General features: G+C 68.1%; 11 protein-coding genes and 1 pseudogene. 5 read left to right on the forward strand and 7 right to left on the reverse strand.

The features are described from left to right. Positions 1-45 precede the first annotated feature (45 nt). The 5 genes and pseudogenes from L3V85_RS21550 to L3V85_RS21570 all read right to left on the reverse strand — a co-directional run bounded on the left by L3V85_RS21550 (position 46) and on the right by L3V85_RS21570 (position 5,101). Positions 46-1,278, reverse strand: coding sequence for a dienelactone hydrolase family protein (locus tag L3V85_RS21550; RefSeq protein ID WP_237674741.1), 1,233 nt, complete (start codon positions 1,276-1,278; stop codon positions 46-48). A 14-nt stretch (positions 1,279-1,292) separates the two neighbouring features. After that, complete coding sequence (locus L3V85_RS21555; RefSeq protein WP_237680621.1) at positions 1,293-1,817, reverse strand: flavin reductase family protein; 525 nt, start codon at positions 1,815-1,817, stop codon at positions 1,293-1,295. Continuing rightward, a pseudogene (locus L3V85_RS37445) lies at positions 1,791-3,026 on the reverse strand (styrene monooxygenase/indole monooxygenase family protein); the annotation flags it as partial. The pseudogene L3V85_RS37445 and the gene L3V85_RS21555, both read right to left, overlap by 27 nt. Positions 3,027-3,033: 7 nt before the next feature. Then, a complete protein-coding gene (locus L3V85_RS21565; protein WP_237674742.1) occupies positions 3,034-4,275 on the reverse strand; it encodes a styrene monooxygenase/indole monooxygenase family protein in 1,242 nt (413 codons plus the stop codon). 34 nt (positions 4,276-4,309) lie between these two features. Next, the gene (locus tag L3V85_RS21570) at positions 4,310-5,101 is read right to left on the reverse strand and encodes an SDR family oxidoreductase (RefSeq protein ID WP_237674743.1); all 792 of its coding nucleotides are present in this window, start codon (positions 5,099-5,101) and stop codon (positions 4,310-4,312) included. A gap of 183 nt (positions 5,102-5,284) precedes the next feature. Here L3V85_RS21570 and L3V85_RS21575 point away from each other — a divergent pair, with 183 nt between their 5' ends. From L3V85_RS21575 to L3V85_RS21590, 4 genes are all read left to right on the forward strand, one after another. Beyond that, the gene (locus L3V85_RS21575) at positions 5,285-6,322 is read left to right on the forward strand and encodes an AraC family transcriptional regulator (RefSeq protein ID WP_237674744.1); all 1,038 of its coding nucleotides are present in this window, start codon (positions 5,285-5,287) and stop codon (positions 6,320-6,322) included. A gap of 78 nt (positions 6,323-6,400) precedes the next feature. Beyond that, positions 6,401-6,700: an iron uptake protein gene (locus L3V85_RS21580; RefSeq protein WP_237674745.1), complete on the forward strand. Its 300-nt coding sequence runs from the start codon at positions 6,401-6,403 to the stop codon at positions 6,698-6,700. 34 nt (positions 6,701-6,734) lie between these two features. Beyond that, on the forward strand, positions 6,735-8,420 hold the full coding sequence (locus tag L3V85_RS21585; RefSeq protein WP_237674746.1) for a PepSY-associated TM helix domain-containing protein: 1,686 nt from the start codon (positions 6,735-6,737) through the stop codon (positions 8,418-8,420). Next, the gene (locus L3V85_RS21590) at positions 8,413-8,736 is read left to right on the forward strand and encodes a DUF3325 domain-containing protein (RefSeq protein ID WP_237674747.1); all 324 of its coding nucleotides are present in this window, start codon (positions 8,413-8,415) and stop codon (positions 8,734-8,736) included. The genes L3V85_RS21585 and L3V85_RS21590 overlap by 8 nt, the downstream gene beginning before the upstream one ends. A 12-nt stretch (positions 8,737-8,748) precedes the next feature. Here L3V85_RS21590 and L3V85_RS21595 read toward each other — a convergent pair whose 3' ends face one another. After that, on the reverse strand, positions 8,749-9,192 hold the full coding sequence (locus tag L3V85_RS21595; RefSeq protein ID WP_237674748.1) for a GFA family protein: 444 nt from the start codon (positions 9,190-9,192) through the stop codon (positions 8,749-8,751). 334 nt (positions 9,193-9,526) lie between these two features. Between L3V85_RS21595 and L3V85_RS21600 the strand changes: the two genes are divergently transcribed. Then, complete coding sequence (locus L3V85_RS21600; RefSeq protein WP_237674749.1) at positions 9,527-11,338, forward strand: sensor histidine kinase; 1,812 nt, start codon at positions 9,527-9,529, stop codon at positions 11,336-11,338. Between the two features lie 9 nt (positions 11,339-11,347). Here L3V85_RS21600 and L3V85_RS21605 read toward each other — a convergent pair whose 3' ends face one another. Next, positions 11,348-13,450, reverse strand: a complete 2,103-nt coding sequence (locus L3V85_RS21605) for an alpha/beta hydrolase domain-containing protein (protein WP_237674750.1) — start codon at positions 13,448-13,450, stop codon at positions 11,348-11,350. Positions 13,451-13,454 lie beyond the last annotated feature (4 nt).

Here is a 13,454-nt window from a genome sequence, read left to right on the forward strand (position 1 = left end):
GATGGCCTATGCCGTGGGCGGACTGCCCGGCCACGGCTCAATGCCTCAGCGCATCAACGTATTCGACGGCAAGGTCTCGTCCAGCAGCTTGCGTGCCGTCTCGATGCCCGCCACCGGCAGCAGCTTGGGGTCGAGCAGGCCGACCTGCACCAGCACGCTGGCCTGGTCCCAGTAGATGTGCTCGTGATAGAGCTTGTTGCCGCGGAACTTGATGACCGCCAGCAGCGGCACTTCCACGCGCTTGCCGGTGGGCGCCACGCCGGGCAGCATCCACGGGATCTCGGTGGTGTGCGTAAAGCTGAACAGCAGTTCGTCGACCACCTGCGTGGCGCCGATGGTGCGCGAGATCGAGGTGAGCGCCGTGTCGGGCGGATTGCTGTTGACGAAGTGGTTCGTATAGAACGCGTGCAGGTCCTTGTAGCCCACGCCGCCGGTCATGGTCGGGATGTGGTTGACGTACGGCTCGGCCACCATGGTGCCCATGGTGTCGTCGACGTTGCGCGTGCCGAACTCGTATTCGCAGTGCTTGTCCCACAGCGCCGAAAGGTCGTAGTTCGGGCCGATGGCGTCCTTCAGCGTGGCGATGCTGCGCTCGTGCGCCATGAGCGCCGAGGGCTTGTGGAAGTGCTCGCCGCCCGCGCGCGCGAAGGCATGGTCCATGCCGGGATAGACGTACAGCGACACGCCGGGCCGCCCCTTGAGCGCGGCCAGGATGCGGTCGCGCGCCTCGGGCGGGCAGAACTTGTCGAGCTCGGCGATGTGCAGGGTCAGCGGGCATTGGATCTTGTCGGCCTCGTCCAGCGCGGCGTCGATGCCCACGCCGTAGTAGCCGACCACCGCGTCGGCGTCGGTACGGCAGGCGCTGAGGTAGGCGAGCTTGCCGCCGAGGCAGAAGCCGAGGACGCCGACTTTCTTTTCTGTCACCTCGGCGCGGGCGCGCAGCGCGTCGATGGCGGTCTGCATGTCCTGCATGCCCTTGGCCTCGTCGAAGCCGCCGTAGAGGGCAAAGGCGCGCTGCCAGTCGGCTTCGCTGTAGCCCAGTTCCACGCCGGGTTCCTGGCGCCAGAACAGGTCGGGCACCAGCACCACGTAGCCTTCTTCGGCGTAGTAGTCGGCCACCTCGCGCATCGTGTGGTTGATGCCGAAGATTTCCTGGGCGATCACGAGGCCGGGGCCGGTGCCGGCCTCGGGCAGCGCGAGGTAGCCGCGGAAGGCGCCGCTGCCGTCGGCGGCCTGCATCTGGATGTATTGGCCCGAAGCCTTGGTTTTCTCTTGCATGTGGGTTCTCCGTTCTATTGCAAACATTCCGGGTGCCGCGTCGTCACCTGGTAGTAGCCCGAGTGAAAGACCAGCGGCTCGCCGTCGAAGCGGTCGTAACGCTCGACCTCGCCGATGAAGATGAGGTGATCGCCCCCGTCATACTGCCTGACATTGCGGCAGACGAAGCGCGCGATGACATCGTTGAGCAAGGGCACGCCCGCCGTGCCCTCGCAGCAGTCCACGCCGCCGAACTTGTCGGCCTGCGGCGTCGAGAACTGGCGCGACAGGTGATGCTGGTGCGCTGCAAGCACGTTGATCGCGAAATGGCTGGCGCCGGTGAAGTCCGCCAGGCTCGGCGCATTGCGCGCCAGGCTCCACAGCACCAGCGGCGGATCGAGCGACACCGACGAGAACGAGTTGGCGGTCATGCCCACGCGGCGCCCGTCGATGGCGCGCGTGGTGATGACGGTCACGCCGGTGGAGAACTGGCCCAGCGCCTTGCGGAAGTCGCGCCGGTCGAAGCGGTCGACCGCGGCCTCGCGCGCCCTGGCCTCCAGGAAGCGGTCGGCCTCCGCCGCGTCGAACCACCAGGGCGCGAAGGCGCGCGGATCGTCGAAGCCGTTGACCACCGTGCTCGCGACTGAAGGCATGTGCGTCGCGCTCTGCAGCAGCTTGTGCAGGTGCGGCGTGGGCGGCGCGAGCAGGCTGCGGGTCCAGTCGGTGGCCCAGCGGGCGTAGCCCTCCCAGTAGCGGTCGAAGGTCTGCTGCATCCATGCCGCGTCGAAGGAGGCGTCGCCGTTTTCGAGGATGCGCTCGAGGTAGATGTGGGCGCTCTTGGCCGCGTTGTTCGAGCCCTGGCCGGTGATCGGGTCGTTGAGCACCACCACGTCGGCCAGGCCCAGCACCTTGCGCCCCGAAGGCAGCGTGGCGATCGGCTTGCGCACCGTGGGCGCGAAGCTGCCGGCGAGGATGCCGTTGTCGTCGGTCAGCTCGATGTCGCGACAACGCTCGGCCTCCCAGGGCAGGAAGGTTTCGAGGATCTGCTTGCTGCGCGCCAGGTGCTCCTGCGGCGTCTTCACGTCGGCCCAGCAGCCCATCGGGCCGCCCGGAAGGCCTTCGAACACCATGATCTCGCACGGTCCGCTGGTCGTGAGCGCGGGGAACACGAAGTACTCGCCCACGCCGGGAATCAGGTTGAAGCACACGCGCGAATACGGCTGCGCCGGCCTCATGCCCTTCACGTAGGTCAGCGCCAGCACGCGCTGCGGTGCGTCGAATGCGCTGCGCTCGGCGTCGCGCTCGAAAAGCTTCGCGATCTCGCCCTTGCCGCTGGCCACGACCACCAGTTCATGCGTGAGAGCGCACGCCTCCAGCGCCTCGAGCCCCACGGCCTTCAGCACGAGCCGGCCGCCGCGTTGCTCGAAGGCGTTCATCCAGCCGTGGATCTTCACGCGCTGGTCGACCGACTGCGCCGCGCCGTCGAGCCGCGCGCTCCACTCGATGGCCTTGCCGCCCTGCGGGTTGCGCACCGTCATGCCGATGCCTTCCACGCGCGGGCAGTCGTCGGCCCAGAAGCAGAGGCCGAGTTCGCGCTCGGTCTGCAGCGCGGTCTCGAACATGCACTGGCTGGACATGACAGGCCCCTCGAAAATCTCCCGCGCGCTGCGGTTCGAGTAGACCGTCACCTCGTGCCCTGCCGCCTGCAGGCCCAGCGCGAGCTGCATGCCGGACTGGCCGGCACCGACGATGGCAACGCTGCGTTTCATCGCGCTCTCAGGCCGCCGCTGCGGCGCAGGTGTCGATGTAGCGATCGGCCTCCACGGGGTCTGCGAACCACGGGAAGAAGGTGCGCGGATCGTCGAAGCCGTTGGCGAAGGCGCTGGCCAGCGTCGGCATCGCGCCGGCGCTGCCGAGCAGCTTCAGCACATGGGGCGGCGGCGGCGCGAGCAGCATGTTGGTCCACTGCGTGACCCACTGCGAATAGCCGAACCAGTAGCGGTCGAAGGTCTGCTGCATCCACGAGGCATCGGCCGCGCCGTCGCCGCGCGCGAGGATGCTCTTGAAGTAAACGTCGGCGCACTTGGCCGCATTGTTCGAGCCCTGGCCGGTGATCGGGTCGTTGAGCACCACCACGTCGGCCAGGCCCAGCACCTTGCGCCCCGATGGCAGCGTGGCGATGGGCTTGCGCACCGTGGGCGCGAAGCGGCCGGCGAGGATGCCGTTGTCGTCGGTCAGCTCGATGTCCTTGCAGCGCTCGGCCTCCCACGGCGTGAAGGTGTCGAGAATCCACTTGCTGCGCGCCAGGTGCTCCTGCGGCGTCTTCACGTCGGCCCAGCAGTCCATGGGGCCACCCGGAATGCCTTCGAACACCATGATCTCGCAGGGGCCGCTGGTCGTGAGCGCGGGGAACACGAAATACTCGCCCACGCCCGGAATCAGGTTGAAGCACACGGCCGAGAAGGGCTCGCGAGGCTTCATGCCCTTCACGTAGGTCAGGGCCAATGCGCGCTGCGGCTTGTCGAAGGTCGATTTGTGGGCGTCGCGCTCGAAGAGCTTCGAGATCTCGCCCTTGCCGCTCGCCACCAGCGTGAGGTCTTGCGTCTGGGTGCAGGTCTCGAGCTCGTCGATGCCCGCGTCCTTGAAGACCAGCTCGCCGCCCTTCTTCTGGAATTCGGCCATCCATGCCGGGATCTTCACGCGCTGGTCGACCGACTGCGCGCTCGAATGCAGCCGCGCCGCCCAGTCGATGGCCTTGGCGCCCTTCTGCTCGGGGTGCGGCACGGCCAGGCCGATGCCGTCGACCGTGGGGCATTCCTCGGCCCAGTGATCAAGCCCGAGGTCGCGCTCGATCTGCAGCGAAGTGTTGAACATGCACTGGCTGGACATGACCTTGCCGTTGCGTATGTCTTCGCCCGTGCGGTTGCTGAACATCGTGACTTCATAGCCCGCGCCCAGCAGGCCGAGCCCCAGTTGCAGGCCCGACTGGCCCGCGCCGACGATTGCGATTCGCTTCATTGCCTTGCTCCTTGCTTGCTTGTTGGCTTGCTTGCTAGTCCATCAACTTGGGAATGGCCGGCACGGCCTGCTCGGGGCCCATGGCCGCGTAGCCGCCGTCCACCGCGTAGTCGGCACCGGTCACGAAGCTCGCGTGGTCGGAGCACAGGAACAGCACCACCTGCGCCACCTCGTCGGGGTCGCCCACGCGGCCCAGCAGGTGGAAAGGCGCGGCCACGCGATCGGTCTTGGCGCGGTCGCCGTTGCTCAGGCGGTCCATCACGGCCGACCATGTCCAGCCCGGCGACACGCTGTTCACGCGGATGCGGTCGCCCGCCAGGTCCATCGCCATGTTGCGGGTGAGCTGCGCCATCGCGGCCTTGCTGACCGGATACAGCCAGCGCCCCGTCTGCGCCACGCGCGAGGAAATGCTCGTGAAATTGACCACCGCGCCGCCACCGGCCGCGACCATGTGCGGATGCACCGCCTGCAGCATCGCCACGGCGCTCGCCACGTTCACGTTGAACGAGGTGAGCCAGTCGGCGCGCGGCGACTTGAAGCCGTCGTCCACATACGAGCACGCGAGGTTGACCAGAAAGTGCACGCCGCCGTGCCGCTGCGCGGCCTGCGCCACGCAGGCCGCCACCTGGGCGTCGTCGGTGATGTCGGTGTGCGAGAAGAGCGCGCCGGCGCCCAGCGAATCGGCCAGCGCCTGTCCGTTGGCGGCGTCGATGTCGGCAACGGTCACCTTCACCCCGGCCGCGTGCAGCGCGCGCACCACGCCGGCTCCTATCAATGTGGCACCGCCGGTGACGATGGCGCTCCTGCCTTCGAGTCCCTTGAACATGACGCTTGCTCTCCTCTTGGTGGATCGACCGGGCCGGGCTGGCCCGTGGGGTCGTACGTTAGGAGGTCGAGCGGCGCGGACGCATCCCGCAAGCGCAGGCGCTGTCCCTGCCGCGCATGTTTTTCGGCGAGGGACAGTCCGAATTGTGGGCGGGGATGGTTTTTGCTACGGTGCCCCAGCCCCATGGAAACCGCCGCCACGACCCCACGGCTGCCGCTGCAGCGCTACCGACTGTTCGAAAGCCACGACGTGGACGAGGCGCGCGAGAGCGTGGCCCGCGTGTTCTGCCCGCACGGCCTGAACATGCTGCGCCCGCGCACCGAACTGGACGCCTGCCACCACAGCGCACGCCTGCACCGGGACGTGAGCCTCAACTATGTGCAGTACGGGCCGGGCGTGCAGATCGAGCCGGGCTACCTGCAGGACTTCTTCCTGCTGCAGATTCCGCTGCGCGGCGGCGCCGACATCCGCTGCGGCGCGCAGCAGGTCGACGCCACGCCCAGCCTCGCCTCGCTGCCCTCGCCCACCGAGCCGCTCTCCATGCGCTGGGCCGACGACAGCCCGCACCTGATCGTGCGGCTGGCAAGGCCGGCGCTGCAGTCGCGGCTGGAAGCGCTGCTGCAGGCACCCGTGCGGCAGGCGCTGGTGTTCGAGCTCGGCGTGCCGCTCGACAACCCCGCGCTGGCGCCGCTGGTGCATTTCATCGACTACCTGCGGCTCACGCTCGATGCCGGCAACGCCCTGCAGACGGGCGGCAACCGCCTGGCCGAGCATGCCGAGGGCTACCTGATGTCGAGCCTGCTGATGTCGGCGCGGCACAACCACTCGGGCGCACTGGCCGGCGACGCGCAGCGCGGCCTGATGCCGCGCGTGGTGCGCAGGGCGCAGGAATTCATGTCGGCGCACGCGGAGCAGCCGGTGTCGCTGGCCGACGTGTGCCGCGAGGTCGGCTGCAGCGCGCGGGCGCTGCAATTGGCGTTTCGTCAGCACGCGGGCCAGGGGCCGATGGAGTTCCTGCGCGAACTCAGGCTCGACAAGGTACGGGCCGACCTGCTGGCCGCGGCGCTGAGCGACGACGGCGGCGGCGTGCGCGAGACGGCGGAGAAATACGGATTCCTCCACCTTGGCCACTTCGCGGCGCAGTACCGCGCCCGCTTCGGCGAAAGGCCCTCCGAGACGCTTGCGCATGGCGCACGCGCCGGCAAAGCCGAGATATCATGAGAATAGTTCTTATTTGATACGAGGCATCGAATCGGCCATTCGTTCGAGGCCGCCGCACCGCGCCGCCTCGACGATCGCATGACCGCTTCCGCCAACATCTCCAAGTCCCGCATCGTCTGGCGCATCGCCGCCGGCATGCTCGGCGGCTATGCCTTCACCTGGGGCTTCATCGCCCTGGCCATCGGCCTGCTGTTCGCAGCCCGCATGGAATTCCACGATGCCGAGGCCCTGGGCTACATCGTGGGCTTCATCGTCTTCCTGGTCGCGTTTCTCTGGGCCTTTTCGGCGCAGAGCCTGGCGCGCGTGTGGGTGGTGCTGGCTGGCGGCGGCGCGCTCATGACCGGTGCCGCCTGGCTGGTGCAGCGCGCGCTGCTTTGATTGTTGGCGCGCACGCGCAAGGAGACCCAAGTCCGTGTTCCAGAATTTCCGCCTCTCGATGGCCTGGCTTCATACGTGGTTCGGCCTCGTGCTGGGCTTCGTGCTGATGGCCGTCTTCTTCTTCGGCTCGCTGTCGGTGTTCGACCGCGAGATCGACCGCTGGGCGATCCCCTCGACCCGCTTCGCGCCGCAGCCCATGCCATCGTTCGACAAGATGCTGCTGCCCGTCTTCCAGGAGATGAAGCCCAGCACCCAGAGCATCGAGCAGGCCCGCGGCCGCGTGAGCGGCCCCATGGCCGACAGCTTCCCGGTGGTCAAGAGCTGGGGCGCCTACACCACGCACCGCGACCCGGTGCTCAGCCTGTTCGCCAGCTATGAGCTGCCCAATGCCAAGGACCCCGAAGACAGCGTGTTCGGCGACCGCACCATCGACCCGCGCAACGGCAAGCTGCTGCCCGACGATCACCTGAAGATCGGCAGCCAGTTCTTCTACCCGCTGCACTACAGCCTGCACCTGGAGTGGAAGAACCTGGGCTACTTCATCGTCGGGTTCTCGGCGCTGGTGATGCTGGTGGCGCTGGTCAGCGGCGTCGTCATGCACCGCAAGATCTTCCGCGAGCTCTTCACCTTCCGCCCGCGCAAGCACACGCAGCGCAGCGCGCTCGACCTGCACAACCTGACCGGCGTGGTGGCGCTGCCCTTCCATTTCATCTTCGCCTTCTCGGGGCTGGTGATCTTCGGCAGCATCTACTTTCCGATCACCGACACCCAGCTCAAGCCGCTGCACGACCTGCATGAAAAGCACGAGGCGCTGGAAACCGGCCTGCCGCACGACCGCGCGGGCGTGCCCGGCACGCTGGCCTCGGTGGACGCCATGGTGGCCGAGGCCCGCCGCCGCTGGGCGGCGAAAGAGATGGCGGGCGATGTCGGCTTCCTCAGCGTGCAGCACGTGGGCGACGCCAACAGCTACGTCAGCGTGTACCGCGCCGGCACCGACCGCATCGCGCTGACCGGCGAAGGCATCCACTTCAAGGCCTCGACCGGTGAAGTGCTGCGCGAAGACCCGCCGCTCACGCCGGTGGCCAGCGTCAACACCTTCCTCACCGGCCTGCACCTGCAGCACTTCCGCCACTGGCTGCTGCGCTGGCTGTACGTGCTGGGCGGCCTCTCGGGCTGCGCGTGCATTGCCACCGGCTTCATCTTCTTCGTGGAAAAGCGCAAGCGCCAGCATGCGAAGCAGGAACGCGGCGGCGCGCGCTGGGTCGACGCCTTCGCTGTGACCACCGTGACCGGCATGCTCGTCGCCACGCTGGCCATGCTGATCGGCAACCGCCTGCTGCCGGACGATCTGCCCGCGCGCGGCGACTGGGAGAAATACGTCTTCTGCGGCGCCTGGCTGCTCGCATTCGCGCACGCCATCTGGCGCACCGCGCCCGTGGCGCAGGCGCGCATGGCGCCGGCCTGGGCCGAGCAGTGCTGGGCCATCGCCGTCATGGCCGTGTCCGCGGTGCTGCTGAACTGGGTGACCACCGGCGACCACCTGCTGCGCACCATCGGCCAGGGCTACTGGCCGGTGGCGGGCGTCGACCTGTTCATGCTCGCCAGCGCCGCGGTCGCGGTCATGGCCGCGCGCAAGCTCGGCAACCGCGCCGGCGTGGCCACCGCCCCAGCCACGCCTCGCGCAACGCCCACCAACGTGAAGGAGAGCGCCCGTGCCTGACGCCATCCTCCTGCTGCTGGCCGTGCTGGCCAACATCGCCGGCCTCGGCTGGCTGGCGCTGGCCATGGACGTTCACTGGGAACAGGCATTCGGCCCGGTGCCCGCGTCGCGCGGCACGGTCGTGCTGCTGAGGGTGCTCGGCGTGGCGGGGCTGGTCGTCTCGCTGCTGCTGTGCCTGGCGGTCGACCACGCCTCGATGGCCTCTCTGGTGTGGTTCATGACGCTGGCCGGCGCCGCGCTGACGATTGCCTTCACTGCAGCCTGGAAGGCGCGCTGGCTGGCGCTGCTGGTGGCCTGGGTTCGGCCGGCTTCCTGAACATTTCGGCGGTCACCCCGGGGCCGCTTCGCCGATGCCGTGCCAGGACGGCGCGGACTCGAGGTGAACATGCCGCTGCTTCGACGGGGTGAACGGCGTATCGAGCGTCCCCAGCGAAAACGATATCCAGGCGGCGGCATCGCCGTGAATGCTGTGCCACGTCAACGGGGAGCCGCACCCCGAACAGAAGGTCCGGGTGACCCCGGGCGATGAACCGCGGCTGCGCACCAGCCCGTCGCCGGCCTTGACCACGAAATCGCCAGTCGGCACGCTGCCATAGGTGGCGAAGGCGGCCCCATGGGCCTTGCGGCACATGCTGCAGTGGCAGTGAGAGACCGCCCTGATCCTGGAGCGGACTTCGTACCTGACACCGCCGCACAGGCAGCTGCCCTCGAAAAAAGCCGGTGCGGCACCCGTATTCACACGGGTTTCTCGGGAGTCTTGTTCAGGCTTCATGGCGCCATTCTGCGTGAGCGGGCTCCCCCGGAATACCATGAAAAAGTATTCCCCCGGGCGCCGGGAAGACGGGTTGGCCGAAGACATAATTGCGGCCGCACGCGAAAGCGGGCCGGTCCCAGCATTCATCCGGCGCACCCAAGCAAGCTGAACACGATTTCCAAGGCAGAAGCGATCTATGAGGCTAGGCAGCAAAGGCTGTTGGCGAATTGGCTGGTCGATCGCAAAGCTCTGGCTGGCTCTCCTGCTGGCCATCCTGCCCTGTGCGCACGCCGACGAATCGCCGCGGAACGAAGACACCGCCGTCCACATCACGCGGGCGGAACTGCTTTCCGTGACCGGTACCGGCTATTCCCTCCCCCCTCAGCACATCGAAGCCGACACGCTGCTGAGCGACGGCTGGAAGCCGGTCGACCTTCCGTACACCGCCGCGCGCGAGCTCGTGCCCACGGCCTCGAGCGGCATGCGGGCCATCACCGACTGGTACCGCATCGACCTTTCCGGTCAGCCCCGCACGACGCAACAACGCGTTCTGTACCTCCCGCGCTGGAAGACCCTGGGACACATCTCGGTGTACGGCGACGGCGTGCTGCTCTACCAGTCGCACGGCAGCCCGATCCACAACGGCTACAACCACCCGCTGCTGCTGCCGCTGAACGCGACCGCGAACACGCTGTCGCCGACGTCCGTGCTGATCCGCGTCGACCGCCTGCGCAACAGCGGAAGCGGTTTTTCGACGGTGTGGGTGGGCGACGAGCACGCCCTGGCCTGGCGCTACCAGTCGCGCCAGCTGCTGCAGGTGCAGTTGCCGTTCATGGGCAGCGCCGCGTTCCTGGCGGTGGGCGCCTTCGCGTTCGCGGTGTGGCTGGGCAAGCGGCGCGAGTCGCTCTATTTGCTGTTCTCCGCCATCTCGGGCGTGGCGTTCCTGCGGATGCTGCACTACTACGTGGGCGGCAGCTACATCCCGATTTCGGACGAATGGTTCGAATGGATGACCGTGTCCAGCCTGCTCTGGCTGATCGTGCTCATCCACCTGTTCCTGCAGCGCCTGCACCAGCAGCCCTCGGCCTGGCTGACCCGCGTGGCGCTGGGCCTGACGCTGGCCTGCAATCTCGCGACGCTGCCGCACGTGTCGACCTCGATCGTCAGCCTGTACCTGTTCACGCCACTGCTCAACCTGGCGGTACTGCCCGTCGCGGTACTGATCTTCGCAGTGAACCTGCGCAAGGCCCTGCGGGCGCAACTGCCCGAAGGCCGGCTGGTGGCGGGCTGGACCGTGTTCGCGGTCGTGTTCACTTCCTATGACGGGCTGCTGCAGAACAACCTGGTCAGCCCGGAGAGCGTGTACACCTCGCCCTACGCCATCATCAGCCTGTTCTTCGTCTTCTCGTTCATCATGTTCCAGCGCTACACCGGCGCGTTCGCCGAGGTCGGGCGGCTGAACACCGAGCTGGTCCTGCGGCTGCGCGCGCGCGAAGCCGAGCTGGAGCAAAGCTACCAGCGCCTGCGCGTCATCGAGAACCAGCAGATGCTCAATGCCGAGCGGCGGCGCCTGATGCAGGACATGCACGACGGCCTGGGCTCGTCGCTGATCAGCGCCATCCGCTCGGTGGAACGCGGCACCATGAACGAGGCCGAGATTTCCAGCGTGCTCAAGAGCTGCATGGAAGACCTGAAGCTGGTGATCGACTCCATGGAAAGCGTGGACGCCGACCTGCTGCTGCTGCTGGCGACCCTGCGTTTTCGCCTGGCGCCGCGCATCGAGAGCGCCGGCGTCGCGCTGCGCTGGGAAGTGCAGCCGGTGCCGGTGCTGGCCTGGCTGGACCCGAACAGCGCGCTGCACATCCTGCGCATCGTGCAGGAATGCGTGGCCAACGTGCTGCGCCACACCCGGGCTTCCTCCATCTGCTTCAGCACCATGACGGTGCACGACGGCGTCTGCGTGGTGATCGAGGACAACGGCGAGGGCTTCGCCGTGGACGAGGCCCTGCGCCGCAACGGCCGCGGGCTGCGCAACCAGCAGCAGCGCGCCCAGGCCATCGGCGGCGCGGTGAGCTGGGAGTCCGGCAGCGCCGGAACCCGCTTCACGCTCTGGCTGCCGCTTCACCGCGAAGCCGACGCCGCCAGGACTCTCGATCCCGCCTGAACCCGGGCTTCAGGGCAGCACCGGATTCGCGGTCGCGTTGGCGATAGCGGCGTCGGCATCCACGCGCAGCATGAAGCGCTTGGCCACCAGGTCGTTGGCGGCGGCCGTCACGGCAGCCACGTAGCCCGCCTGGTCGGTATAGCGCTCCTGCAGCGACAGGCGCGGGTCGGTCGTGCCGGCACGCACGGCCGTCGTCTTCACGAACGGGAAGTACGCGCCGAACAGCCCCGCCTGATCGATGCGCCCCGGCTGGTTGGTGGTGTTCCAGCCGGTGTTCGTGCCCACGGGCACCGCCACGTCGAGGCTGCGGATGCCCGCGATGTCGTTGCCGTCGGCGTCGACCTGCGGCACCAGGATCGCGTAGTCGCGCCCCAAGTAGGCCGGCGGCACCTGGGTGGCGATGCCGCTTTCGTCCTGCGGGCGGTAGTTGGGGCCCCAGTCGAGCAGCGAGTAGCCGTTCACCAGGCCCGTGTAGCTCACGCCGGGAATGGCCGGAAAGCCGACCCGTGCCGGGCGCACCAGCGTGCCGTCGGCGATCTTCGGCACCTGGTTGTCGGGCGGCGTGGTGCCCTTGACGACCCAGTCTTCCAGGTTCTGGTAGAGCGCACGAACGACCGGAACCACGCCCGCGTTGGCATTGGTCGCATAGAGCGCCCCCGCACCGGCGCCGGGCACCGACGCCAGCCCCAGCAGATGGTGCGAGCTGGCGTAGTAGTAGATGCGCGCGTTTGCAGGCTGCACCAGGTCGGTCGTGCCCCAGGCGTCGGTCAGCAGCGGCGAGCCCTGCAGCGTCCAGAACTCGGTGCCGCTGAAGCCGATGAACAGCTTGGGGCAGGTGCCGCTCGCCTCGCAGCGCGACAGGATGCCGCCGCGCCGCTGCGCCACGTCGTCCACGTAGTCCTTCGAGAGGCCGCGCGTGCCGGCCTGGCCGAAGGCCGTGTGGTCGGCGCGCACGCCGCCGCCGCCGCCGGGCACGGAGAAGCGCATGTTGATGTTGGTCTGCCGCGCAGCGATCTGCGCGAACACGCCGTCGAACACCTTCGCGCCCGCACGGTCCTCGTTGAAGCCCAGATGCACGAAGGTCTTGATGAAGTTGCCGCACTGCGAGACGCCGGAGGCAATGGTGTTCCTGATCGCCGCCGCCACCGGGTTTGCAGTACCCGCCGCGTCGGCGGTGTCGCGATGGAAGAAGCTGATCATGTCGCGCAGCGCCGCGAGCCCCAGGCCCATGACCTTCGGGTCTTTCGCGATGTAGACCAGCTCGTACAGGTACGCCGGGTCCCACTTGTCCTTCAGGCACACGTTGGTCTCGTCGGGCGTGCCCGGGAACGGCGTGGCGGCGCCGCACTTGGCGAACTTCCAGTCGCTCGCGGGAATGAGCTGGCGCGCATCGCCCTCGTTGATGCGTCGGGTGAGCACATAGCCGGGTCTGGTGTTGTCCAGGCTGGCCGTGGCGTAGGCCTGCATCGCCGCGTTGAACGGGCCGCCCGGCAGGGGCAGCGAATCGTTCGTGGCCACAGTGGGCAGCAGCTCGGCGCGGTAGGTGCCGGTGATGCTGCTGCCGTCGGCGTTCTTGGCGACCGGCACCTTGAGCGTGAGCTTGCCCGGCCCCGCGGGCACGTCGCCCTGCCATGCGGCCGTGAGGAACACATAGCCGCGCGAGGCGAAGTACGGGTCGAGGTTGACGATGTTGCCGCGGTTCGGTGCGTCGTAGCGCAGCACGCCGCTGGCCTTGCTCATGTCCTTGGGCTTGAAGAGCACGAAGTCGGAGGTGTACTCGACCTTGCCGTTGGCGTTCAGCGGCGCGAGCGACAGGTCCTGGATGATGGCGTTGCGCGCGTCCTTGGGGTCGACCTCGCCGGTGAAGGTGCCGGTGATCTTCTCGTAGGCACCCGCGCTGCCGAAGGTGCCGGGCACGTCCTCCGTCGCGGTGATGGCGAGCTTGTACCTGGGCGCGGCGGCGGAGGCGGCCGGCGTGCTCGGGGTGGCGGGCGTGGCGGTGATGGGCAAAGGCAGCAGCAAGCCGCCGCCTCCCCCGCCGCTTCCGCCGCATGCAGTCAGAAAAAGGGCGGCCGAAGCCACCGTGGCAGCCTTGAGGCTCCAGCGTTTCATGGTT

This window comes from Variovorax paradoxus (genome assembly GCF_022009635.1).
GTDB lineage: Bacteria > Pseudomonadota > Gammaproteobacteria > Burkholderiales > Burkholderiaceae_C > Variovorax.

What these genes read in the sequence shown, in the direction of transcription:
- L3V85_RS21570 (WP_237674743.1), bottom strand. Translation starts at nt 5,101, where the DNA reads ATGTTCAAGGGACTCGAAGGCAGGAGCGCCATCGTCACCGGCGGTGCC.
- L3V85_RS21580 (WP_237674745.1), top strand. Translation starts at nt 6,401, where the DNA reads ATGACCGCTTCCGCCAACATCTCCAAGTCCCGCATCGTCTGGCGCATC.
- L3V85_RS21550 (WP_237674741.1), bottom strand. Translation starts at nt 1,278, where the DNA reads ATGCAAGAGAAAACCAAGGCTTCGGGCCAATACATCCAGATGCAGGCC.
- L3V85_RS21605 (WP_237674750.1), bottom strand. Translation starts at nt 13,450, where the DNA reads ATGAAACGCTGGAGCCTCAAGGCTGCCACGGTGGCTTCGGCCGCCCTT.
- L3V85_RS21565 (WP_237674742.1), bottom strand. Translation starts at nt 4,275, where the DNA reads ATGAAGCGAATCGCAATCGTCGGCGCGGGCCAGTCGGGCCTGCAACTG.
- L3V85_RS21575 (WP_237674744.1), top strand. Translation starts at nt 5,285, where the DNA reads ATGGAAACCGCCGCCACGACCCCACGGCTGCCGCTGCAGCGCTACCGA.
- L3V85_RS21595 (WP_237674748.1), bottom strand. Translation starts at nt 9,192, where the DNA reads ATGAAGCCTGAACAAGACTCCCGAGAAACCCGTGTGAATACGGGTGCC.